General features: G+C 71.0%; 22 protein-coding genes and 1 pseudogene. 11 read left to right on the forward strand and 12 right to left on the reverse strand.

Annotation, left to right across the window (positions count from 1 at the left end; translation table 11 throughout):
• Window positions 1-2 precede the first annotated feature (2 nt).
• The 6 genes from ABFX54_RS12310 to ABFX54_RS12335 form a co-directional block, all read right to left on the reverse strand.
• A complete protein-coding gene (locus ABFX54_RS12310; RefSeq protein WP_346104260.1) occupies window positions 3-821 on the reverse strand; it encodes a carbohydrate ABC transporter permease in 819 nt (272 codons plus the stop codon).
• Entirely contained in the window at window positions 818-1702 is an 885-nt protein-coding gene (locus tag ABFX54_RS12315; RefSeq protein ID WP_346104262.1) for a carbohydrate ABC transporter permease, read from the reverse strand. Before ABFX54_RS12315 ends, ABFX54_RS12310 begins: the two co-directional genes overlap by 4 nt.
• A complete protein-coding gene (locus ABFX54_RS12320; RefSeq protein ID WP_346104264.1) occupies window positions 1703-2956 on the reverse strand; it encodes an extracellular solute-binding protein in 1254 nt (417 codons plus the stop codon).
• Window positions 2957-3038: 82 nt separating this feature from the next.
• A complete protein-coding gene (locus tag ABFX54_RS12325) occupies window positions 3039-4400 on the reverse strand; it encodes a cellulose binding domain-containing protein (protein ID WP_346104266.1) in 1362 nt (453 codons plus the stop codon).
• Window positions 4401-4589: 189 nt separating this feature from the next.
• On the reverse strand, window positions 4590-5336 hold the full coding sequence (locus ABFX54_RS12330) for a sugar isomerase domain-containing protein (protein ID WP_346104268.1): 747 nt from the start codon (window positions 5334-5336) through the stop codon (window positions 4590-4592).
• Window positions 5333-6202 (reverse strand): MurR/RpiR family transcriptional regulator, encoded by an 870-nt coding sequence (locus ABFX54_RS12335; protein ID WP_346104270.1) that lies wholly within the window; start codon window positions 6200-6202, stop codon window positions 5333-5335. Before ABFX54_RS12335 ends, ABFX54_RS12330 begins: the two co-directional genes overlap by 4 nt.
• A gap of 60 nt (window positions 6203-6262) precedes the next feature.
• Between ABFX54_RS12335 and ABFX54_RS12340 the strand changes: the two genes are divergently transcribed.
• A complete protein-coding gene (locus tag ABFX54_RS12340; RefSeq protein ID WP_346104271.1) occupies window positions 6263-7357 on the forward strand; it encodes an N-acetylglucosamine kinase in 1095 nt (364 codons plus the stop codon).
• A gap of 16 nt (window positions 7358-7373) precedes the next feature.
• Here the strand turns inward: ABFX54_RS12340 and ABFX54_RS12345 are convergent, their stop codons facing one another.
• Genes ABFX54_RS12345 through ABFX54_RS12355 form a run of 3 tightly spaced genes read right to left on the reverse strand, consistent with a single transcriptional unit; the run spans window position 7374 to window position 10000 of the window.
• On the reverse strand, window positions 7374-8315 hold the full coding sequence (locus ABFX54_RS12345) for a hypothetical protein (RefSeq protein ID WP_346104273.1): 942 nt from the start codon (window positions 8313-8315) through the stop codon (window positions 7374-7376).
• Window positions 8312-8887, reverse strand: coding sequence for an RNA polymerase sigma factor (locus tag ABFX54_RS12350; RefSeq protein ID WP_428834523.1), 576 nt, complete (start codon window positions 8885-8887; stop codon window positions 8312-8314). The genes ABFX54_RS12345 and ABFX54_RS12350 overlap by 4 nt, the downstream gene beginning before the upstream one ends.
• A gap of 42 nt (window positions 8888-8929) precedes the next feature.
• Entirely contained in the window at window positions 8930-10000 is a 1071-nt protein-coding gene (locus ABFX54_RS12355; protein WP_346104277.1) for a thiolase C-terminal domain-containing protein, read from the reverse strand.
• Window positions 10001-10320: 320 nt separating this feature from the next.
• On the opposite strand from ABFX54_RS12355, the gene ABFX54_RS12360 reads away from it, so the two are divergent.
• Together ABFX54_RS12360 and ABFX54_RS12365 are read left to right on the forward strand one after the other, a co-directional pair.
• Window positions 10321-11169 carry a LysR family transcriptional regulator gene (locus ABFX54_RS12360; protein WP_346104279.1) on the forward strand — a complete coding sequence of 283 codons (849 nt, stop codon included), beginning with the start codon at window positions 10321-10323 and terminating at the stop codon, window positions 11167-11169.
• Window positions 11170-11184: 15 nt separating this feature from the next.
• Window positions 11185-11805, forward strand: coding sequence for a MerR family transcriptional regulator (locus ABFX54_RS12365; RefSeq protein WP_346104281.1), 621 nt, complete (start codon window positions 11185-11187; stop codon window positions 11803-11805).
• Between the two features lie 15 nt (window positions 11806-11820).
• On the opposite strand, the gene ABFX54_RS12370 is transcribed toward ABFX54_RS12365, so the two are convergent.
• On the reverse strand, window positions 11821-12708 hold the full coding sequence (locus tag ABFX54_RS12370) for a hypothetical protein (RefSeq protein WP_346104283.1): 888 nt from the start codon (window positions 12706-12708) through the stop codon (window positions 11821-11823).
• Between the two features lie 85 nt (window positions 12709-12793).
• Between ABFX54_RS12370 and ABFX54_RS12375 the strand changes: the two genes are divergently transcribed.
• Complete coding sequence (locus ABFX54_RS12375; RefSeq protein ID WP_346104285.1) at window positions 12794-13216, forward strand: TIGR03668 family PPOX class F420-dependent oxidoreductase; 423 nt, start codon at window positions 12794-12796, stop codon at window positions 13214-13216.
• Here the strand turns inward: ABFX54_RS12375 and ABFX54_RS12380 are convergent.
• Window positions 13206-13880 (reverse strand): ThuA domain-containing protein, encoded by a 675-nt coding sequence (locus ABFX54_RS12380; protein ID WP_346104287.1) that lies wholly within the window; start codon window positions 13878-13880, stop codon window positions 13206-13208. The two genes, ABFX54_RS12375 and ABFX54_RS12380, sit on opposite strands and share 11 nt — an antisense overlap.
• A 107-nt stretch (window positions 13881-13987) precedes the next feature.
• On the opposite strand from ABFX54_RS12380, the gene ABFX54_RS12385 reads away from it, so the two are divergent.
• Window positions 13988-14749: an SDR family NAD(P)-dependent oxidoreductase gene (locus ABFX54_RS12385; RefSeq protein WP_346104288.1), complete on the forward strand. Its 762-nt coding sequence runs from the start codon at window positions 13988-13990 to the stop codon at window positions 14747-14749.
• Between the two features lie 6 nt (window positions 14750-14755).
• Here ABFX54_RS12385 and ABFX54_RS12390 read toward each other — a convergent pair whose 3' ends face one another.
• Window positions 14756-15325 (reverse strand): TetR/AcrR family transcriptional regulator, encoded by a 570-nt coding sequence (locus ABFX54_RS12390; RefSeq protein ID WP_346104290.1) that lies wholly within the window; start codon window positions 15323-15325, stop codon window positions 14756-14758.
• A gap of 87 nt (window positions 15326-15412) precedes the next feature.
• Here ABFX54_RS12390 and ABFX54_RS12395 point away from each other — a divergent pair, with 87 nt between their 5' ends.
• The 6 genes and pseudogenes from ABFX54_RS12395 to cpt all read left to right on the forward strand — a co-directional run bounded on the left by ABFX54_RS12395 (window position 15413) and on the right by cpt (window position 23094).
• Window positions 15413-17062, forward strand: a complete 1650-nt coding sequence (locus ABFX54_RS12395; RefSeq protein WP_346104291.1) for an NAD(P)/FAD-dependent oxidoreductase — start codon at window positions 15413-15415, stop codon at window positions 17060-17062.
• Window positions 17059-18540, forward strand: coding sequence for an ATP-binding protein (locus ABFX54_RS12400; RefSeq protein WP_346104293.1), 1482 nt, complete (start codon window positions 17059-17061; stop codon window positions 18538-18540). Before ABFX54_RS12395 ends, ABFX54_RS12400 begins: the two co-directional genes overlap by 4 nt.
• Window positions 18541-18595: 55 nt before the next feature.
• A pseudogene (locus ABFX54_RS12405) lies at window positions 18596-20163 on the forward strand (AbgT family transporter).
• A gap of 25 nt (window positions 20164-20188) precedes the next feature.
• A complete protein-coding gene (locus ABFX54_RS12410; RefSeq protein ID WP_346104295.1) occupies window positions 20189-21322 on the forward strand; it encodes a M20 family metallopeptidase in 1134 nt (377 codons plus the stop codon).
• Between the two features lie 156 nt (window positions 21323-21478).
• Complete coding sequence (locus tag ABFX54_RS12415) at window positions 21479-22501, forward strand: trypsin-like serine peptidase (RefSeq protein ID WP_346104296.1); 1023 nt, start codon at window positions 21479-21481, stop codon at window positions 22499-22501.
• 59 nt (window positions 22502-22560) lie between these two features.
• The gene (cpt, locus tag ABFX54_RS12420) at window positions 22561-23094 is read left to right on the forward strand and encodes a chloramphenicol phosphotransferase CPT (protein ID WP_346104297.1); all 534 of its coding nucleotides are present in this window, start codon (window positions 22561-22563) and stop codon (window positions 23092-23094) included.
• Window positions 23095-23255: the final 161 nt, after the last annotated feature.

The following is a 23255-nucleotide window of genomic DNA, read 5'->3' on the forward strand; positions in this document are numbered from 1 at the left end:
GATCAGCCCTTGACCGCTCCCGCCGTCATCCCGGTGCCGACCCGGCGTTGCAGGAAGAGGAAGAGCAGCAGCGCGGGCAGCGCGAACAGGCTGGCCGCGGCCATCGTGGCGCCCCAGTCCGTGCCGAACACGTCCCTGAACGACGACAACCACACCGGCAGCGTGCGCTTGTCCTGATCCTTGATGATCAGCACGTTGACGAACGCGAACTCGTTCCACGCCGTGATGAACCCGAACAGCGAGGTCGCCATCAGCCCGGGAGCCAGCAGCGGGAAGACCACCCGCCGGAACGCGGTCATCCGGCTGCAGCCGTCCACCTGCGCCGCCTCCTCCAGCTCCACCGGGATGGCGGCGAGGAACCCGCGCAGCGTCACGATCGTGAACGGAAGCGTGATCATGAAGTAGACGCCGGTCAGCATGGCCAGCGAGTCCAGCAGCTCGGTGTCGCGGGCGATGATGAACACCGGCACCAGCAGCGCCTCCCACGGCGCCATCTGCGCCGCGAACACCGCCACCACGAACGCGCCCTTCCCCCGCCACGACATCCTGGTCACCGCGAACGCCGCCAGCAGCGCCACCAGCAGCGCGATCAGCACCGCCCCGACCGTGACGAACAGGCTGTTGCGCCAGTAGGTCCAGAAGCCCGGCGCGTTCACGGCGGTGACGAAGTGGTCGAGCGTGGGACTGGCGGGCCAGAACGTCGGGGTGTCCGACTGGATGTCCCTGGTCGGCTTGAACGCGGTCAGGAACATCCAGTAGACCGGGAAGATCGTGGTCACCAGCACGGCGACCGCCGCCGCGTTGAGCATGAACCGCTTCACGAGCGCACCATCCGACGCAGATTGCTGATCAGGGCGACGGCGAGGATGAGCACCGTCAGCATGGCCACCGCGGACCCGAGGTCGTAGCGGTGCAGGACACGGGCGATCTTGAACGCGTAGACGGGCAGGGTGGTCGTGGCGCCGTCGGGGCCGCCCTGGCTGAGCACCCAGATCTGGGGGAAACACTTGGCCACCCAGATCACCTCAAGCGCGGCGATCAACGCGAAGAGCTGCCTGAGCATGGGGAAGGTGACCTTCCAGAACACCTGCCAGCCGGTGCCGCCGTCGATCCTGGCCGACTCGAACAGCTCCACCGGGATCGTGGTGAGCCCGGCGTACAGGGTGAGCGCGGCGAACGGGACCGACTGCCACACGACCAGGATGACGAGCACGGCGAACGTGGCCGTGCCGTCGGCGAACCAGGCGTAGCCCTGGAACTGGTCGAGGCCGAGCGTGACCAGCACCCAGTTGACCACGCCCAGCTCCGACTGGAACAGCCACTGGAAGACCGTGGTGGCCGCGATGATCGGCGTGGCCCAGGCCAGCGCCAGCGCGCTCATCAGAGCCAGCCGCAGACCGCGGCGCAGGCGCGGGAGCATGAGGGCGACGCCGGTGCCGAGGCCCACGATGAGCACCACGTTGATCGCGGTCCACACGACCGTGCGCAGCAGCACCTGCCAGAACTCGGCGCCGGTCAGCAGCTCCGCGTAGTTCTCCAGGCCGGCGAACGCCGCCCCGCCCCTGATCAGCTCTCCCATGCGGAAGTGCTGGAACGAGATCACCGCCGCCTTGAGTACCGGATAGAGCAGGAGGAAGGCCCCGCCCGCCACCGTGGGCGCGATGAGCAGGTAGGGCCAGAGCGAGCGGTTCCTGGCGGGCATTCAGGATCCGCTGTTCAGCGTGGTAGTGATCGACTCGGACACCTTCTCGCCCTCCGCGGCCGGGTCTCCTCCGGTGAGCACGGCGGTCATGTACTGCTTGATCACCGAGGTGGCCTCGACAGCAGCCCAGTTGGGGGTGTTCGGGGTGGCCCGGCCGTTGGCGGCGCCGACGGCCATGGCGGCGGTGCCCTCGTCGCCCGCGAGCACGCCGGCCAGCGACGTACGGTTCGGCACGAAGCTCATGGCCTTGGCCAGCTCGGTCTGGAACCGCTCCCCCGCCAGCGCCTTGACCACCTCGTACGCCTGCTCCTGCCGCTGGGAGGCGGCCGGGATGATCAGGTCGGAGCCGCCGGTGAAGACCGTGCCCGGCTTGTCGGCCGTCTTGCCCGGGATGGGGAAGAAGCCGATCTTGTCCCTGAGCTTGTCGTCCACCTCCAGGACGCGGGCGGCGATGCCCGGCACGGCGATGATCTGGCCGACCTTGCCCTGCGCGAACACCTCGTGCTGGGGCGGGTTGGCCTCGTCGGCGTCCTTGGGGCCCTTGCCGAGGGCCTGGAGGCGCTTGTAGTAGTCCATGCCGGCCAGCGCCTGGGGCGTGTCGAGCGCGCCCTTCCACTTGCCGCCCTCCTGGATCGCCAGGTCGCCGCCCTCGTCCCAGACGAAGCCGGCCAGGGCGTACCAGGTCTGACCGGTCAGATAGATGCCCTGGTTGCCACCTTTATTGAGCTTTTCTGTGACTTCTAGCCATTCGTCGCGGGTTTTCGGTGGCTCCGCGATGCCGGCCGCCTTGAACAGGTCCTTGTTGTAGACCACGACGCGGTTGGCGGCGTACCAGGGGATGCCGTACTGCTTGCCGTCGATCTTGCCCGGCTGGGCCAGCCCGGGCAGCCAGTCCTCGCCCTTCAGGTCCGCCACCTTGGCGCTCAGGTCGCTCACGCCACCGCTGGCGGAGTACTGGGCGACCTGGGTGTTGCCCACCTCGATCACGTCGGGGGCGTCGGTGCTGGCCAGCGCGGCGGTGACGCGCTCGCCGATACCGTCCCACGCCTGGATCTGGACGTCCAGGTCGACGCCCTGGTGGGCGGCCTCGTACTCGGTCTCGAACTTCTTCAGCAGCTCCTGCGTGACGCTGCCGTCCATGATCCAGACGGTCAGCTTCACGGGGCCCGCGGCCTGCTGCTGCCCGGGCTCCTCGGCGGCTCCGCAGGCGGCCAGCGCGAACACGGCGGCCAGGGCCAGGATGCGGTTTCTCATGGCGATCCTTCGGTGGGGGTGCCCGACGGGAGGTGCCCGCGCCCGCACGGAAGGCGGGCGGGGGACGGTGCCGGGAGGCGGGTCACGGGTTGGGGACGGTGTCCTTGAAGGCGGTGCCGGCCGCGCGCAGGGCGTTGACCCGGCTGGTCACGACGGAGGGCGAGACGACCTCGTTCTTGCTGTGGTAGAGGTAGTCCACCTGCTGCCGGTACGTACGGGTCCCCGAGGCTCCCTGAAGATCGATGAACCACTGGTTGAACATGATCCACATCGGCGTCTCGGGATAGTAGATGTCACCGTGGTCGGCGAAGAGACGCCCGTCCACGTAATACTTCATCCGCCCGCCCGACACCTGGATCACCAGGTCGTGCCAGCCGGCGAAGCTCGTGCGCTCCTCGGTGTGGGTGTTGACCGCCTGCCAGGGCTCGGCCTGGTAGGTCTCCCAGCTGGTGGTGTAGAGGATGTTGCCGGGCTCGCCCCAGCCGCCGTTCGGGAGGTACTCGAAGTCGAGCTCGCCGTAGTCGGGGTCCAGGTTGTAGCGCAGCGGGGTGATGGTGAAGAACGTCTGCACCACGTGCTCGCCGTCGGGGCCGCTGGTGGGGGCGTCGCTGAAACGGACGCGGGCGGCGTAGGTGCCCTCGCGGAACTTGCGGCTCGACGTGGACAGCTCGGTCTGTACGGTGCCCGCGGCGGTGCCGTTCGTCGAGGAGTCGAGCGTCAGCAGGCCGCCGGGGAACGAGACGCCGGACGGCGACCACGTCGCGCCGGGCACGCCGGGCCCACCAGAGCTGGACCGTACCGTCCAGCCGCGCTGGGCGAGGCGCGGGTCGCTCGAGTTGTCGTAGGTGAAGTCGTCGAACAGCTCTCCCGCGCCGCCCGGAGGGTCGGTCGGGTCGGGATCGGGATCCGGGTCAGGGTCGGCGCCCGTGGGGTTGCCCCAGGCGAGCTGCCCGTTCACGTAGACGGCGACCTTGTCCCAGTTGGCGTAGGACGTCTGGGAGCCGTAGGAGTAGTCGTCGCTCTGGGTGAACGTCTGCCAGTCCGAGCGGTAGAAGCGCAGCTGCATGTCGCTGGTGTTCTGGCCCGGCGCCAGGCTGCCCGAGGTGAAGCCCACCTCCAGGTACTGGTCGTCGCCCTGCTGGCGGACGAACGTACCGGTGATCGTGGAACAGCCGATCACGGCCCAGGAGCAGGCGAACCGGTAGGTCTCGGCGCCCGTGAGGTAGTAGCGGATCTTGACCTGGTTGAGCGGGATCGTGGTGGTGCCGTCGTTGTGCAGGCGCAGCCAGGGCTCGGCCTGGGCGGTGGTGGCGCCGGGCGCGCTGGTGCGGTACTGCAGGCGGACCGCCTGGGCGGCGGCGGCCGGGGTGGCGACCAGGGTGGCGCCGACCAGGATGGAGGAGAGTCCTAAGGACAGCAGAAGTTTTCCGAAATTTCGGGACATGGGCTGGGTTCTCCCTTTGCGGTTTGTACGGCCCCCGAATTTCGTGCATGCCGAGCAGAGGTGTTGTCGTGCTGAGGAGATGAAGGGAAGAGGTGGTGACGGTGGGGGGGAGGTGATGGTGGGGGGTGACGGAGAGAGGCGGTGACCAGGGGAGGCCAGGAGGAGCCAGGGAAGGCCAGGGGGAAGAGGTCAGGCGCCGCGGCGGATGCGGCCCGCGTACCGCGCCTCCAGGCCGAGGTTGTGCGCGTCGCCCTCGGGGACGTTGGCCGACAGGTAGACGGGCGGCACCTCGCCGGCTTCGAGCAGGTTCCGTACCGTCCGGGTGACGACCAGCTGGGCGAGCAGCGCGGAGGTGATGGTGGAGACGGCTCCGGTCGCGCCTCCGCCGGGCAGGGGCAGGACGGCGTCGCCGTACGGGGCGTGGTTGTCCAGGACGACGTCCGCCAGGTCGGTGAGCTTGCGCCCCGAGGGGTGACGGGACGTGGATGCCGCGCCGTGGGCGCGCGAGGTGATCGCGATCAGGTCGTGACCGCGTTCTTTGACGAGGCCGGCGAGCTCGACGACGACGCCGTTCACGCCGGAGTTGGAGATGATCACGAACAGGTCGTGCGGCTGGACGGGAGCCAGGTCGAGGATGGTGCGGGCGATCGAGGGGTCGCGTTCGAGGTCGTAGCGGTCGAGCTCGGAACGGGGGGCGTCGCCGTACAGGACGATGTCGCGCAGGGCGAGGCGGTTGGTGGGGACGAGCCCGCCGGCCCGGCCGGCGATCTCCATGGCGACGGCCTCGGAGTGGCCCGAGCCGAACGCCTGGATGATGCCGCCCGCGGTGAGCGACTTGGTGAAGAGGTCGGCGGCACGGGTGATCTCCGGATCTTCCGGGATCGTCCGTACGAGGTGAGCGATGTGCTCGACGAACTCTTGCGGTTCTAGCGTCATATATCCCCTTCTGGTAGGCGGTGTCCCGCCACGGCGCGGACGGTGACGTCGAACGCCTGCTTCGTCCGCTCGTACGTCTGCTGAGCCACCGACACGTACACGACGTCGAGCACCAGCAACTGCGAGTGGATCGCGGCGAACCCCTCGGAGCGGAAACTCGTCGCCCTGCTGGCCGTGGTCAGCACCAGCTCGGCCACCTCCGCGAGCGGCGATCTCGGCTGCGAGGTGACCGCCACGGTGATCGCGCCGTGGCTGCCCGCCTCCGCGAGCACCTCGATCACCTCGCGGGTCCTGCCGCTGTGGGAGATCCCGATCGCCACGTCGCCCTGGCCGAGCAGCGCCGCGTCGGTGAGCGCGCTGTGCGCGTCGGACCTGCTCCACGTCGGCACCCGCATGCGCTGCAGCCGGTACTCCATCTCGCTGGCCACGGCCGCGCTGCTCGACACCCCGAACAGCAGCACCCGCCCCGCCCTGGCCACGGCCTGCGCGGCCTTCTCGACCACGGCCAGGTCGAGCTGGTCGCGGGTCTCCTGGATCAGGCGGATGTCGTTGCCGGACACGACGCCCAGCACGCGTTCGAGGCTGTCGTCGGGCAGGATCTCCTGGCCGATGTCGGTCTCCCAGGTCTGCTGCGCCACCCGGCCGGTCTCGGTGGCCAGGGCCACGCGCAGCTCGGCGTAGCCCGCGAAGCCGAGGGCGCGGCAGTAGCGGGTGATGGTGGCGGTGGACGTCCCGCTCCGCTCGGCCAGCTCGACGATGGTCAGCCGGGCCGCCTCCGCGGGCGCGGCGAGAACGGCGTCGGCGACCTTGCGCAGGGCCTCCGGCATGTCGTTCTGCTCGGCCCTGATCCGGTTGAGGAGCTCCACGCGCCGATAATTATGCTCAGGCGGTGGCGTCGTCAAGGCTTGTCGGCAATAATTTTTGCCATGCGACTGGTGCTGGGCGTCGACGCCGGGGGCACGTCCTCCCGCGCGGCACTGTTCACGATAGAGGGCGCGCCGGTGGCGCGCGGCCATTCGGGCGGAGCCAACCCGGGGACTCTGGGCCTGGACCAGGCGGCCGCCAACCTGACCACCGCCGTCGGCGCCGCCCTGGCCGGGGTCGCTCCGTCGCAGGTGGAGGCCGTGGTGGTGGGGCTGGCGGGCCATCCGGAGTCGTGCGCGGAACTGGTGGAACGGGTCGTCGGCGACCTCCTGCCCGGCACCCCCGCCGAGGCCGTGGGCGACATCGTGACCGCGTTCGCGGCGGGCACGGCGGAGGACTCGGGAACGGTGCTTGTTTCCGGCACGGGGGCAATTGCGGCAAAAATTACCAACTACCACGCGGCCGTGACCGCCGACGGGTACGGCTGGCAACTCGGGGACGAGGGCTCGGCCTTCTGGCTCGGCCGCGCCGCCGCCCGCGCCACCATCCGCGCCCTGAACACGGCAGCCGCCCCGGCGAGCGGCCCTCCAGCCACCGGGGCGACCGCGAACAGCACCGCGGACGCCGGGGCGGCGGGTTGCGCGGCGTTCGGCGGCGGGCTCGTGGGGATGGTCGTCCGCCACCTGCTGCCCGAGGGGCTGGGCGCGGATCCGGTGTCGCAACTCGCGGCGGCGGTGTCCGCCCGCCCACCGCTCGCGCTGGCCGAACTGGCCCCGCTGGTGAGCCGGGCGGCGAGCGACGGCGACCCCCTGGCCCTCTCCATCGTCGCCGCAGCGGCCTCCCGGCTGGCCAGAACCGTGGCCGAGGTGCACGAACCCGGCCGGCCCATCGTCCTGGCCGGCAGCGTGCTCACCACGGACGGCCCGATCCGCGAGGCGGTGCGACAGGCCATCCGGGAGACGGCCGGGGCAATGCCCGAAGCCACCGCCGGCCCGACGCCACCAGCGAACGCACCGGCCGTGGCGGTGCCGGACGGAGCGGGGCTGGTCGTGGCGGGTGACGTGGCGGGGGCGGCGGCCTGGCTGGCCGCGCGGCCGTTCCTCGGCCGGAGGGAGTCGCGAGCCCGCCACCCGCGCTTCGTCCACCCCTCCGGCTGAGGAGCGCCGCCGGAGGTCAGCCGTTGTAGGTGGTCGGCTTCGGGCCGCCGTAGATCGGGTTCTTGGGCAGCCGTTCCTTGGTCACCTGCAGCCGCACCACGCCCTGCCGCTCCGACCGGGCCTCCCAGACGATCCAGTCGTCGCCCACCTCGGCCGTCTGCTCGGCCGGGTCGACGCGCCACCCGTTGTTGCCCGGCGCGGGCGTGATGACCTCGAAGACCGCCTTCAGCCCGCGCCGGTCGATCTCGGCGCGCACCTCGCCGACCGTCTTCTCGTCGACGCGGAAGCCTTCGAGCATCTCGCCCTCGGCGGTGGCCGGTCTGAGGTTCTGGTACTTCTCCCCCGGTCTGGCCGGGCGGCCCAGCTTGACCACGCCGTCTCCGCGGTAGTCGCGGCGGACCAGCACGGTCATCGAGCAGCCGCTGCGCGCGAGGTCGCAGCCGGCCGGGGAGGTGCCGGTGCCGATCCTGCGGTCGTCGTTGGGATGCCAGGAGGCGGTGCCGGCGCCCCCGCCCGGGCCTGCGCTGACGCCGGTGACCTGGCCGACCTGGCTGGGCGAGGACGGCACCGGCCGCAGCCGCACGTTCAGGCCGACCGCCTTGAAGCCCTCGGTGAACTCGGCGTAGTCGGCCAGCGGGTTCTTGATCACGGCCACGTAGTAGTCGCCCTCCAGCCGGATGTCCATGGCCGAGTTGGCGTAGGAGGTGGCGATGCCCTCCGTACCCAGGACGGCAGGGCCGACGACGGCAGCGGCGACGAGCGCCCCGGCCGCCAGCGCGCCGGCCAGCACGCGGCGGGTACGGCGGGCGCGGTGGGTACGGCGCGTCACGACCGCCGACGGGCGCGATCCCGGCTCCTCGGCGGTGAGGGCGGGGAGCAGCGCCCGCGCCCCCGCGCCGGACGCCTGCCCGGCCAGGTCCTCGTCGCGGACCCTGGCGAGATGCTGCAACTGGTTCATGCTGACTCCATGACGAGATGAGGAACGGCCACGCCGGCCATGGTCAAGGCCTTGGACAGGCGCTTGCGCGCCCGGTAGAGCCTGATGCGTACGGCGTTGCGCGAGCAGCCGAGCACCTTGGCGATCTCCCCGTGATCCAGCCCTTCCCAGGCGACCAGGGAGATCAGCTCCCTGTCGGCCTCGGGCAGCTCGCGGAAGGCGCGGGCGATGGCGCCGAGTTCGACGCTGCCCTCGGGCGAGGAGGAGTACAGGTCGGCGACGTCGGTGTCGAGCTCCACGCTCCTGAGGCGATGCCTGGCCACGCCGCGCCGGTGGTTGGCCAGCACGTTCCTGGCCACCCCGTACAGCCAGAGCCTTGCCTCCCCGTCGGGCGGCAGCGCGTCGGCGCGGCGCCAGGCGACGGCGAACGTCTCCGCCACCACGTCGGCCGCGTCCTCGGGTGAGTCGCAGCGGCGCAGGGCGTAGCCGAGGATCTGCTCGTACGTCTGTCGGTAGATGGCTTCGAACCGGCTTCTCCGGTCATCCACGGGTGGTCCCCATGGTTGATCTCCTTGCGTTCGGGATCGGAACATCCCGTACATGTCTCGCCGAACCTCAGCATTTCCCAGGAAATCTCAACCGGTGAGGAGGGCCGCGCTTCCATAGCTGCCGCCGAACCCCGTCACCAGCGCCACCTCGCACCCGGCCCGCAGCTCGCGCACGGCCTGGGCCACGTTGTTCAGCCCGTGCACGTACCCCTCCGAGAGCAGCCCGCCGTGCGGGTTCACCCAGGCGTGCCGGCGCTCCAGCAGGTACGCCCCCAGCTCCCCGCGCCCGGCCAGCCCGAAGTCCTCCAGTTGCCTGGGCACGAGCCACGAGTAGGCGTCGTAGAGCAGCGCCGTGTCCACGTCGGACGGCCGCAGCCCGGACGCCTCCCAGAGCATGGGCGCCACGTACGCGGAGAAGACGGCGGTGACGTCCGGCGCGCGGTCCATCGCGGAGCAGCCCGGCCCGCCGCCGCGCACCACCGCCCGCACGCGCGGGCCGTCGAGCACGCCGCTGACCAGCAGGGCGCAGGCTCCGTCGGTCTCCTGGCAGCAGTCCGCCGTGCGTAAGGGGGTGCACACGTACGGCCTGGACAGGTAGTCGGGAAGGGTCAGCGGCTCGCGGCGCAGCGCGCGGGGGTTGGTCCCGGCGTTCTCCCTGGACTGGGCGACGACGGCGTGCAGGTGCTCGGCCGTGAGCCCGGTGTCGTGCAGGTAGCGGGTGGCGGCCAGGGCGAACATAGGGATGGGCCCGGCCAGCCCGTACGTGAAGCGTTCCTGGGGGCCGGTGGAGACGGCGTTCATGCGCCGGCCCGAACGCCCGTTGAGCGCCCGGTAGACGAGGACGTTCCTGGCCAGCCCCGCGTGGATGAGCATGGCCGCGTCGCCCAGGATCGACGCCGCCTGCGTGCCGCCGCCGGCGATGTCGTTGTGCCAGCCGAGCCGCTCGATCCCGAGGGCCCTGGCGACCTGGACGACGGGGGCGGAGTCGTTCATGTGGTAGCTGAGCACGCAGTCCACCTCGCGCGGGGCGAGGCCGGCGTCGGCGCAGGCCGCCCGGCCCGCCTCGGCCGCCAGCTCCAGCTCGGTACGCCCGGAGTTCCTGGTCAGGGGTGTCATCCCGATCCCGGCCACGGCCGCCCGGCCCGCGAACGGCTGCATGCCACCTCCTCCGGGCCCGCACGGGCGTCCTGCCACCACGCTAACCGGACCGCACTGCCCTGCACAAGCGCTTGTTCAACTGATTGAATCCCTTCGATCCCGCGATTCCGGACGGCCGCAACCACGGCTTCTCGCGTCCTCGGTCGCCCTCGGAGCACCTCGACAAAGGCCACGGGCCCGGTCCCACCAGCACGTTTCACCATTTTGCCCGGAAATATCACTGTTCGAAGGTAACTGGAACCTTCACGGGACCTACCGCCTCTTGTAATACGGAGGTGTGATCTACCGATAGCCCATCATCATCAGGCCGAGGTGGGGCGATGGATCTACGCTATGTCCGGTACGCCATGGCGATCGCGCGCGCGGGCAGCCTGCGCCGGGCCGCCGCCGCGCTGCACATCGCACAGCCGACGCTGTCGGAGCAGTTGCGGGCGCTGGAGAAGGAGATCGGCGTCGAGCTGTTCAGCCGGTCGTCGAGCGGGGTGCAGCTCACCGAGGCCGGCGAGGCGTTCCTGGCCCAGGCCACCGTGGCGGTGGACGCCTTCGAGCGCGCCGTGGCCGCGGCCAGGAGCAAGGGCGAGACCGCCCGCCTGGGCGTGGCCGACGGGCTGGCCGACGTGGTGGCCCGCCTGCTGTCACAGGTGCACGGCGGCCGCCTTCGGGTGGCTCCCATGGGAACGGCCGAGCAGATCGTCTCGATCGCCGACGGCACCCTTCAGGCGGGACTCGGGTACGCGCCCGGCTCGCTGCCCAGAGGCGTGGCCCGCATGCTCATCAACCGCTTCCCCGTGCACGCGCTGCTGCACAGGGAGCACCACCTGGCCAAGCACGAGACGGTGTCACTGGCCGACCTGGCCGCCGAGCCGCTGGTCATGCCGGAGTCCGACGCGGTGGCAGGAGCGCGCAGGTTCCTGGAGGGATTCGTCCGCCATCGCCTCCACCCCCGCCTGGGCCCGTCGGCGGCCACCCACGACCTGGTCATCACCATGGTGCGGGAGGGCGCCGGCTACGCGCTGTGCGTACGCGAAGGCACCACAATTCCCGACACGCTAGTCTTTATCCCCATAAAAGAGGACGTTCCGCCACTTGAGGTGGTCTTCCTCTGGAACCGCCAGTCCGAGGTGCAGGAACTGGTGAGCGCGGCGCGGCACCTGGCACGATCTGGATAGCAGTATTATCTATCGATGCGCATCTCCGAGCTCAGTGCCAAGTCCGGCGTGGCCATCCCGACGATCAAGTACTACCTGCGCGAGGGCATGCTCCACCAGGGCGAGCAGACCGCCGCGACCAGGGCCGAGTACGACGAGACGCACCTGCGCAGGCTGCGCATGATCCGGGCCATGCTGGAGGTCGGCCGGCTGTCGGTGGCCTCGATCAAGAAGGTCATCGAGTCCGTCGAGGACGAGTCGCTGCCCACCCACGAGATGCTGGGCACCGCCCACTACGCGCTCAGCCCCGGCGTCGAGCCCGAGCCGGGCGAGGAGTGGGAGGCCGCCCGCGCCCAGGTGGACGCCCTGGTCGAGGAGCTGGGCTGGGATGTCGACCCCGAGGCGCCTCCCCGTGGCGAGCTGGCCCAGACGATCATCAGGATGCGCCAGCTCGGCGTGTCGATCGACCTGGGCCCGTACGCCGAGGCCGCGCGCAAGCTCGTCGCCGAGGTGGAGATGAAGACCATCCCGTTCGACGGCCCGCGCGACGCCGCCGTCGAGGCCCTGGTGCTCGGCACGGTCCTGTACGGCCGGGCCTTCGACGCGCTGCGCCGCATGGCCCAGGAGTCGGAGTCGGCCCGCCGCCTGACCAGCTGAAGCCGCCCGGTCCGTTCAGAGCAGGCCGTTGGCGCGCAGGATCCGCACCGCGCCGACCGTGACGGCCCCACGCCATTCGAGCGACCCGGCCGGCGAGAAGCGCGCGTAGTCCACCGTCCACCCGCCGTCGTCCTGCTGCTCCCCCACCAGCCGGACCAGGTCGGCCGCGATCACGTCGGGCTCGAACAGCTCGCGGACGGGCCGGCCCGGAAGGGGCGCGAAGTCCAGCGGCCGCAGGGACTCGTGCTCGGTGCCGCCCTCGACCGGCACCCTGCCGTCGTCGGGGATGAAGGCGCCGAGCCGCTTGAGCAGGTCGGCCGCGCGGGGCTGGGTGTCGTAGACCGAGTCGAGGAAGTGCAGGGCGAACGAGAGCACGTACGCGTGCGGCATGCCCTCCAGGTCCTGGATCGTGTCGAGGCAGTAGCGGGTGGCCTTCTCCAGCCACGGATGCGCGGCCACGGCGGGGTCGTGAGCCGCGACGCGGTGCGCGGCCGCCGCCGACACGGCGGTGATCTGCAGCGAGGAGGTCCCGGGGTCGGCGCTCGCCCACCAGGTCGCGGTGGCGGCAGGCACCCTGACCGGCAGTGCGAACGGCAGCCCCCCGTCAGGGAGCGTCATCTCCTCCAGCCAGTCGCACAGCGCCGCGGCGTGCGGCGAAGTGACCGGGGCGACCTCGGCGAACGCCTCGAAGGCGTGCAGGGCGGCGCCGGGCTGGCTCTCGGGGGTGCGCAGGTCGGGCTCCAGGCCCCAGCCGTAGCCGCCGTCCGGGTTGCGGTAGCCCTCCAGCGCCGCGAGGACGCCCTGCGCGTCGCCCTCCCCCATGAACAGGTCGTAGCGGCGGCGGTCGAGGACGCGTGCGTGCCCGGCCATGAAGCCGGGGATCGCGGCAAGGTTCACATTCATACCGTCATCGTGCCCAGATCACCGCCGCCCGGTCTTGCACGTTCCGGACACGTCCCGCCGGAAGCGGGACCCGTACAGTGGGATCATGACCGAGCCGGACGCGGCGGCCTGGCGGGCCAGGTTCGGCGCGCAGCCGGTGGCCCGCCTGGCCAGGATCGCTCGCGACGGGACCCCGCGCGTGGTGCCCGTCACGTTCGCGCTGATGGGCGGGCACGTGGTGACGGCCGTCGACCACAAGCCGAAGACGACCACGAACCTCGCGCGGCTGCGCGACATCGCCGCGAACCCCGCCGTCAGCCTGCTCGCCGACCACTACGAGGACGACTGGACGCGCCTGTGGTGGGTGCGCGCCGACGGCCGGGCCTCGATCATGGCGGACGGCGAGCGCGGGGAGCGGGCGCTCGACGCGCTGGCGGCCAAGTACGCCCAATACCGCGAACGCCGCCCCGAGGGGCCCGTCGTCCTCGTCGAGGTGAGCCGGTGGCGCGGCTGGTCGGCTAGTCCATGATCGTCACCGGCCGTTTCAGCAGCCACATCGCGGCCCGCTGCAACATCGTCCGGTGGATCTCGTTGTCGTACGACCTCGTGTCGTGCCCCAGCGCGTCGTAGAACACCCGGCCCCTGCGCACCGGCCGGGCCCAGACCAGCGGCTGGCCGTTGGCCGAGGCCAGCGGCTCGACGTCGGGCAGCACGTCGAGGTCGCTGTAGACCTCGTCCACCACGTCGAAGTCGCGCAGCCCCTCCACCACCGGATGCGTGCCGTGCACGCGTACGCCCGTCCAGCCCAGCGGCGGATGGTGCGACTTCGGCCACGTCCATGAGCCGCCCAGCACGCGCGGCCAGCCCTGCCAGTCGTCGAAGCAGATCGACGCCGAGTGCATGCACAGCAGCCCGCCACCCCGGTCGAGGTGGTCGAGCAGGGTCGTGCGCGCCTGCGCGGGTAAGGCGAAGCGCCACTCGTCGCGCTGGCCGGCGAAGCGGTCCTGGTCCATCCGCCAGCGCAGCGCGTTGACCGTGATGAGCTGGACCTCGGACGGCTCGCTCAGCGCGCCCGCGATGTCCTCGGTGATCTCCGACTCGATCCCCACCTCCGCCAGCACGCCGGCCAGCGCGGCCGAGGTGGCGGCGAAGTCGTGGAACAGGCCTCCTGACAGGATCAGATTTCTCGCCACTTGCCAAGCTCATCACGGTTACCGCGGCATTTCCACCCGTGAGCCGACAAGCGGGCACACGTGTGCCTGGCCCGGATCCGCGGCGCGCACGATCTATAGTCGCCCCTATGGATCTCGGCATCTCGGGCAAGGTCGCCCTCGTCACCGGTGGCAGCGCGGGTCTCGGACTCGCCGCGGCCAAGAGCCTCGCGCGTGAGGGCTGCGACGTCTGTGTCAGCGCCCGCGACCCGGAGAAGCTCGCCGACGCGGTCGTGGAGCTGCAGGAGTTCGGCAAGGTCGTGCACGCCGTGCTGGCCGACGTGGAGGATCCGGCCGCCGCCAGGCGGGTGGTGGAGGAGACGCGCGAGGTGCTCGGCCCGATCGACATCCTCGTCGCCAACGCGGGCGGGCCGCCCGCAGGGCGCTTCGACGAGGTGGGGATGGACGGCTGGGACGTGGCCGTCCAGCGCAACCTGCTCGGCACCGTACGGCTGGCGCACGCCGTGCTGCCGGAGATGCGTTCGCGCGGCTGGGGGCGGATCGTCACGATCACCGGCCGGGCCGCCCGCGAGGCGCTCGACGGGCTGGCCCTGTCGAACGCGCTGCGCCCTGCCGTGGCCGGCCTCGTACGCACGCTGGCCCGCGAGGTGGGCCGCGACGGCGTGCTGGTCAACAACGTGATGCCGGGACCGATCGAGACCGAGCGGCTGCGCGCCCTGGCCGGCGACGGCGACGCGCTGCGTCAGCGCGGCGAGCAGGTGCCGGTCGGGCGCGTCGGGCGGCCTGAGGAGATCGGGGACGTGGTGGCGTTCCTGGCCAGCGACAGGGCCTCGTTCGTGAACGGGGTCTCGCTCCTGGTGGACGGCGGCGAGGCCCACGTCATCGCCTGACCGCAGTTACCTGACGAGCGTGGCGACGATCGTGGCCGCCCAGGTCCGGTCGTCGTCGGGCAGGTCCACGAAGTTCGCCAGGTTGGCCCGGTGGAAGCAGGCGCCCATGAGCATCGCCGCGGCGGCCCCCGCGTCGACGGCCGGGTCGATCCGCCCGGCCCGCTGCTCGGCCCGCAGGATCTCGGCCAGCGCCTCGATCGGCACGTGCGGGCCCGAGCCGGCCTCGGCCAGCATCTTCCTGAACCCGGTCAGCAGCGGCGGATCGGCCAGCACGCCCCCGGCGATGGCCGCCGCCCTGGTGTAGAACTCCAGGGCCATCGCCGTGAACGCGGTCAGGTTGGCGCTCACGTCGCCCTCCCCCACGCGTCGCCGCAGCCGCGACAGGGCGGGGCCGAGCGCGGGCATCCGTTCCAGCAGCACGGCAAGGAAGAGCTCCTCCTTGCTGGCGAAGTGCTTGTAGAGCAGCGCCTCGGAGCAGCCGGCCTGGCCGGCGACGCGCCTGGTGGTGGCTCCCGCGATGCCGAACTCGTGAATCGCCTGCTCAGCGGCGTCGATGATGCGGTCGCGTGTGCCCATCCGCCCATGATATGAGCGCGTGCTCACCCACACCGGTGTACATGACATCCTTCAACTGAGGGAGACCACGGAAAGGGCGTACGGGAGATGGACAAGCCGGTCATCGTGACGGTGGACGACGACCCAGGCGTCTCGCGGGCGGTCGCCCGTGACCTGAGACGCCGTTACGGGCAGGAATACCGCATCGTCCGCGCGGAAACGGCCAGAGACGGTATCGACGCGGTGAAGGAGATGCGCCTGCGGGGTGACGAGGTGGCGGCGATCCTGGCCGACTACCGCATGCCGCAGATGAACGGGGTGCAGTTCCTTGAGGCCGCCATGGATTTGTACCCGTATGCGCGGCGGGTGCTGCTGACCGCCTACGCCGACACCGACGCGGCGATCCAGGCAATCAACGTGGTGGATTTGGACCATTATTTGCTCAAACCTTGGGACCCGCCCGAGGAGAAGTTCTATCCGGTGATCGACGGCCAGCTCGACGCCTGGTTGCGCACCGACCGGGTCGAGCGGACCGAGCTGCGGGTGGTGGGCGACCGGTGGTCGGCGCAGTCGTACAAGGTGCGTGACTTCCTGGCCCGTAACCACGTCCCGTACCAGTGGCTGCTCGCCGAGGACCCGGACGGCGCGCAACTGGTGAAGGCGGCCGGCGAGGGCTGTCACCTGCCGCTGGTGGTGACCTCCGACGGCGAGACGCTGGAGTCGCCCGACCAGGCCACGCTGGCCGCGGCGGTGGGGCTGTCCACGACACCGGCCACCGACTTCTACGACCTGATCGTGGTGGGCGGCGGCCCGGCCGGGCTCGGCGCCGCCGTCTACGGAGCCTCTGAGGGGCTCAACACCGTGCTGGTGGAGGCGTACTCCTCGGGCGGGCAGGCAGGCCAGAGCTCCAGGATCGAGAACTACCTGGGCTTCCCCGACGGCGTCTCCGGCCAGCAGCTGGCCGACCGGGCCCGCAGGCAGGCGCAGAAGTTCGGGGCCGAGCTGCTGACCGCGCGCAAGGTGGTCAGCCTGGAGCCGCGCGGGCAGGCGCGCGTGGTCGGGTTCAAGGACGGCGGCGAGATCGCGGCGCACGCGGTGATCCTGGCGACCGGCGTGACCTATCGGCGGCTGGAGGCGCCCGGGCTCGACGAGTTCGTCGGCAGGGGCGTCTTCTACGGCGCCGCGCTGACCGAGGCGCCCGCATGTAAGGACACCGAGGTGTTCATCGTGGGGGCGGCCAACTCGGCCGGCCAGGCCGCGGTCTACCTGTCGGGATTCGCGAGCAAGGTTCATTTGTTGGTGAGGAGTGATGGATTGGAGAAGTCCATGTCCCACTACCTCATCGAGCAGATCGCCGCGATCCCCAACATCGAGGTGCACTGCGAGACCCAGGTCGTCGGCGGCGCCGGTGGCGGCCACCTGGAGCGGCTGACGCTGTCCACCAGGGGCGAGGAGCGCACGGTGGACGCGCAGTGGCTGTTCGTCTTCATCGGGGCCGAGCCGTACACGTCCTGGCTGGGCGAGACGGTCGAGCGCGACGCGCGCGGCTTCGTGCTGACGGGCCCCGACCTGGTGCAGGGAGGGCGGCGGCCGCGCAACTGGCCGCTGCGTCGTGAGCCGTACTACCTGGAGACCAACGTGCCCGGAGTGCTGGCCGCCGGCGACGTGCGCGCCGAGTCGATCAAGCGGGTGGCCTCCGCCGTCGGAGAAGGCGCGATGGCCGTCGCGCTCGTGCACCGTTATTTGGAGAAGCAGTGAGCGAGACCGAGTACGCCTGTGGCGCCGAGACCGGCCCCGGGTCCAACACCGTGCCCAACATCGACATCGACGAGCTGCGCAAGCTCTTCCTGTTCGAGCGGCTCACCGACGACCAGCTCACCAAGCTCGCGATCAGCGGCCGGGTGCAGACCTACGGCCAGGACGAGGACGTCCTGCGGCAGGGCGAGCCGGCCGAGTGCTTCGCGGTGCTGCTGGACGGAGAGATCCAGATGATCAGCGCGACGGTCAGCGCCGGGACCGTCGCGATGCCGCGCACCTCCCAGCCCGGCGTCTACGGCGGCGCCACCGCGGCCTACCTGGGCGACCGGGCGCCGCAGACCTACCAGCACACGCTGCGCGCCACCGCGCCGTCACGCATCTTCATGCTGCCGGCCAAGAAGTTCGCCTACATCGTGGCCGAGTGGTTCCCCATGGCGATGCACCTGCTCGACGGGCTGATGTCCGGCGGGCGGATGCAGCGCGAGATCATCGACCGGCGGCAGCGGCTGACCGCGCTCGGCACGATCACGGCCGGGCTCACGCACGAGCTGAACAACCCGGCCGCGGCGGCCGTGCGCGCGGTGAGCGAGCTGCGTACGCTGATCAAGAACTCGCGCATGCAGCTGGCCGGGCTGGCCGAGGCCGGCATCGCGCCTGACAAGCTGCGCGCGCTGATCGAGGCGCAGGAGGCGTGCACGAGCAACCTGGGCAACCAGCCGCAGCGCTCGCCGATGGAGATCTCCGACGCCGAGGACGAGCTCGGCGAGGCGCTGGAGGAGCTGGGCGTCGAGGACGCGTGGGAGCTGACCCCCGCGCTCGTCACCGCCGGCTTCAGCAACGCCTATCTGCAGAAGATCCGCGCCAAGGTGGGCGAGGAGCACACCCCGTCGGCGCTGCACTGGCTGGCCGAGGCCATCGAGATCTCGCAGATGCTCAACGAGGTGACCGAGGCGACCGAGCGCATCACCACGCTCATCCGCTCGGCCAAGCAGTACTCCCAGATGGACCGGGCGCCGTTCCAGCAGGTGGACGTGCACGAGCTGCTCGACAGCACCGTCGCGATCTTCCGCGGCAAGATCCCGCCCGGCATCAGCGTGGTCACCGACTACGACCGCACGCTGCCCGAGATCCCCTGCTACGCGGGCGAGCTCAACCAGGTCTGGACCAACCTCATCCACAACGCGCTCGACGCGATGGGCGAGGAGGGCACGCTCACCATCCGCACCGCCCACGACGAGGACGAGGCGATCGTCGAGATCGGCGACACCGGTCACGGCGTCGAGGAGGCGATCAAGGACCGGATCTTCGAGCCGTTCTTCACCACCAAGACCGTGGGCGAGGGCACGGGGCTCGGCCTCGACATCTCCTACCGCATCGTGGCCGGTCGGCACGGTGGTGAGATCAAGGTCCGCTCGGTGCCGGGTGACACCTGGTTCGAGGTACGACTGCCGCTGCGGGAGGCCGCCAACACTGACTGATTCTCGACTCCGACTTGTCAGAACGCTTACTGACCGCATGTAATGGGTGACCGAAATGCGGGAAGGAGGCGGGCCGGTGGGCACGTCGGAGGCGGTCGCGGGTTCACGTGGCCTGAGCTCGCTCCTCAAGGTGCTCGGCGGCATCGAACGCCTGGGCAACCGGTTGCCCCACCCGTTCTGGCTCTTCGTCATCCTGAGCGCGCTGCTGGCCCTGGCGAGCTGGGGGCTGGCGGCGGCCGGGGTCTCGGCCGTCAACCCGGCGTCGGGCAAGACCGTCGCGGCTCGCAACCTGCTGTCCGCCGAGGGCGTGCGGATGATGGTCGGCGACGCGATCGAGAACTACACCTCGTTCCCGCCGCTCGGCACGATCCTCGTCGTCATGCTCGGCGTCGCGGTGGCCGAGCGGTCGGGGCTGCTGGCGGCGGTGCTGCGCGGCGGGGTGGCGAAGGTGTCGCCGAAGTGGGTGACGTTCGCGCTGGCCTTCACCGGGATGATCGCCCACGTGGCCACCGACGCCGCGTACGTGGTGCTCATCCCGCTCGGCGCGCTCGCCTTCCGCGCCGTGGGCCGCAGCCCGATCCTGGGCGTCGTGGTGGCGTTCGTGTCGATCTCGGCGGGTTATGACGCGAGCCCGCTCGTCACGCCGGTGGACGCGATCCTGTCGGGGCTGACCACGGCCGCCGCCCACACCGTCGACCCGGCCTACCTGGTGACGCCGCTGGCCAACTACTACTTCTCCATCGCCTCGTCGCTGCTGCTGGCCGGGGCCATCACGGTGGTGACCGAGCGGATCCTGGCCCGCCGGGTCGAGTCGCTGCCGGTCGATCCCGACGCGGAGGAGGACGACCTCGGCTCGCTGACGCTCAGCCCCAGGGAACGCAAAGGGCTGCGCAACGCGCTGATCACGCTCGTGCTGTTCTTGGCCGCGACCGTGGCGGCCGTCCTGCCGGCCGGCTCACCGCTGCGCGGCGAGGGCGGCAGCATCGTGCAGTCGCCGCTGCTCACCTCGATCGCCGTCTTCCTCGGCCTGGCCTTCCTGGCCGTCGGCTGGGCCTACGGCAGGGCCGCGGGCACCGTCACCGGCAGCAGGGACATCCCGGGCTTCATGGCCCACGGCTGCGCGAGATGGCGCCCATCCTGGTGCTGTTCTTCGCGATCTCGCAGTTCCTCGCCTACTTCAAGTGGACCGGCATCGGCGAGATCATCGCCGTCAACGGGGCCGGCCTGCTGCGTGCGGCCGGGGTGAGCGGGCCGGTCGTCTTCCTCGGCATCCTGCTCGTGGTCACCCTGATCAACCTGGTGGTGACCAGCGGCTCGGCCCAGTGGGCGCTGGTCGGGCCGGTGTTCGTGCCGATGCTGATGCTGCTCGACATCCCGCCCGAGTACACCCAGGCCCTCTACCGCATCGCCGACTCGTGCACCAACGCGATCACGCCGATGAGCCCGTACTTCGTGATGGCGCTCGGCTTCCTGCAGCGTTACCGCCGCTCGGCCGGGATCGGCACGCTGGCCTCGATGACGATCCCGCTGGCGTTCACCCTGCTCGTCGTCTGGACGCTGCTGTTCTTCGTGTTCTGGTGGTTCGGCGTCCCGCTCGGCCCTGGAGTGCCCGTCCCCTCCTGACCCGTCCCCCCGTGAAAGGAATCTCGTGCTGATCACCGACTGGACCCGGCAGGCCCTGCCGGCCATGCTCGACGACCTCAGGGCCGTGGTCGAGCTGGAGACCCACAGCTACGACAAGGCGATGCTGGTCAAGGGGCTGCGGGAGATCCGCGCCAGGGCGGTCGGTCACCTCGGCACCCCAGACGACGAGATCCTGCACGAGGGCGGCCAGCACGGCGACATCCTGGAGCTGACCTACCAGGGCACCGCCCCGGGGACGGTGCTCATGCTCAGCCACTACGACACCGTCTGGCCGACCGGCACGCTGAGCGGCTGGCCGTTCGCGGTCGTGGACGGCAAGGCGACCGGGCCTGGCGTGTTCGACATGAAGACCGGGCTCGTGCAGTCCGTCTGGGCGCTGCGCGGCCTGCGCGAGCTGGGGCTGCCGCATCCGAGCGTGCGGTTCCTGTTCAACGGCGACGAGGAGGTCGGCAGCCCGTCCTCGCGCGAGCACATCGAGGCGGCCAGCGAGGACGCCCTGGCCACGCTGGTGTTCGAGGCGTCCATGGACGGCGCTTTCAAGACGGCGCGCAAGGGCGTGGGGCTGTTCAACGTGAGCGTGACCGGGATCGAGGCGCACGCCGGGCTCGACCCGTACGCGGGGGCGAGCGCGATCCACGCCCTGGCCGAGATCGTCACCACCCTGGCCGGCGCCGGCTCCCGTGAGCGCGGCACCACCGTCAACGTCGGCCTGATCGGCGGCGGCACCGGCCGCAACGTCGCGGCCGGGCGGGCGACGTGCGGCGTGGACGTCCGGGTGACCGATCCGGCGGAGATGGGCCGCATCGACGACCTCTTCGCCGACCTGCGGGCCTCCGACCCCCGCGTCACCATCTCGGCCACCGGCGAGTGGAACCGCCCGCCGATGACCCCCAACCCCGCCTCGCAGCGGCTGTTCAAGGAGGCCCAGGAGGTGGCGGCCGGGTTCGGCTGGCTGGTGGACGAGGTCGCGGTCGGCGGGGCCAGCGACGGGAACTTCGTCTCGGCGCTCGGACGTCCGGTGCTCGACGGCATGGGCGCGGTGGGTGACGGGGCACACGCGCGGCACGAGCACGTGCTGGTGGAGCACATCCCTGAACGTACGGCACTCACCATGGGGCTGCTCTCGGCCCTGGCATGAGTCGAACATGTGATCCAAAAACTCTGGATCATGGAGCACGCCCGGGTTACGATCTTGCCGTTCCGCCGGGGCCCGATCCGAGGCCCCGGGGCGCGGACGCGTCCCATGAAACCGACGGGAGATCCGACTTTGAGGCGTGCACTGATCGCGTTAGGCATGGTCGCACTGAGTAGCAGTCTCATCACGCTGCCGGCGCAGGCGGCCGTGGAAGTGGCGACGGTGAGACTGGCCGACACCTCCGAGACGGCGCGGGAGGTCGCGGCGTTCTGGCTGGCCGACGACGGCGCCAACCTGCGGGCCGCCACCCCGTACACCGTGCACACGGAGATGACCGCGGAGCGCTCGGCGACGGAGATCGTCCCCGACGGGAAGCCGGGGGTCGTCGCCCCGGTGGCCCCGGGCGGGGCCGCGGCTCCCGACGGGACGCTGCCCACGCCTTCGGGCAAGGTGTTCTTCATCGGCAGCGACAACGAGCCCCACTGGTGCACCGGCACGGCCGTGCAGGGGCAGTATCGCAACGTCGTCGCGACCGCGGGGCACTGCGTGTTCGACGTCGAGGCGCCGATGGGTGCGCTCGGCAAGTGGGTGTTCGCCCCCGGCCAGGTCGCCGCCGGAACGGCGCCTTTCGGTCTGTACGTGGGCAAGATGGGCACCGCCCCCTACCCCTTCGACGACGTGCGCGACTACGACCGTGACTACGCCTTCGTCAACGTCTACCAGGGCGTCGTCTCCCCCGCGCCCGGCACGTTCACCAACGTCGGCCGGCTGGTGGACGTCGTCGGCGGGCAGGGCTTCGCCTACAACCAGCCGGTCGGGCCGGCGGTCGACGTGCTCGGCTTCCCCGCCGGGGCCCATCCCGACGGCAGCCGTCCGTACTCGGGGGCGACGCTCGAACGGTCGGCGGGGGCGACGTTCGCGGCGTCGGTGGGCGTCCCGCGCATGGACCAGCCGATCGGCGTGGAGTCACCGTTCACCGGTGCGGGGTCGATCGGGTCGGCGTGGCTGAACCGCTATGCGGCGGACACCGGTCTCGGCGTCCTGAGCGGCGTGACGATCAGCGTCTCCGACACCGACGGCGACGGCCGGTACGACGCAGGGGTGTCACCGTATTTCGGCAGCGAGGCTGGGCAGGTCTGGAAGATCGCCACCCTGAACTGGACCGGCATCATCACCCGATAGCACCCTCACCAGCGAAAAGGGGTTGCCTGCGGCACGGGCCCGGCTTCTAGGGTGGTGCGGTGACTGTTCAGGTGATCGTGCTCAACGGCGGCTCCAGTTCCGGCAAGTCGGGCATCACCCGCTGCCTCCAGGCGATCCTGCCTGAGCCGTGGCTGGCCGTCGGCGTCGACTCCTTCGTCGAGTCGATGCCGGCGTCCATGGAGGGCTCGGCGGCGGGCATCGAGTTCGGCCCTGACGGCGAGGTGAGCGTCGGGTCCGAGTTCATGCGGCTGGAGGCGGCCTGGCGGGAGGGCGTCGCCGCGATGGCCCGCGCGGGCGCGCGGATCGTCATCGACGACGTCTTCCTCGGCGGGCCGTCCTCGCAGCGGCGGTGGGAGAAGGTCCTCAGCGGGCTGGAGGTGCTGTGGGTCGGCGTCCGGTGCGACGTCGCGGTGGCGGAGGGCCGCGAGGTCGCCCGCGGCGACCGGGTCCGCGGGATGGCCGCGCTGCAGGCGGAGGTGGTGCACGAGGACGTGCACTACGACCTGGAGGTGGACACCACCCGCACCGAGGCCATGGAGTGCGCACGGGCCATCGCCGCCCGCGCACGGTAGGAGCCACCCGGAAGGAGCCACCCGGAAGGAGCCACCCGGAAGGAGCCACCCGGTAAGAGCCATCGCCGCCCGGACCCGGTAAGGGGTCCGCGTCGCGCGCCGGGCCCATGCCGCCGGACCTCTCGCGTGGTACGCTCCCAAGCGAGCGCTTGGTTTAGCGA

Source organism: Nonomuraea maheshkhaliensis, from assembly GCF_039529435.1.
Taxonomy (GTDB): Bacteria; Actinomycetota; Actinomycetes; order Streptosporangiales; family Streptosporangiaceae; genus Nonomuraea; species Nonomuraea maheshkhaliensis.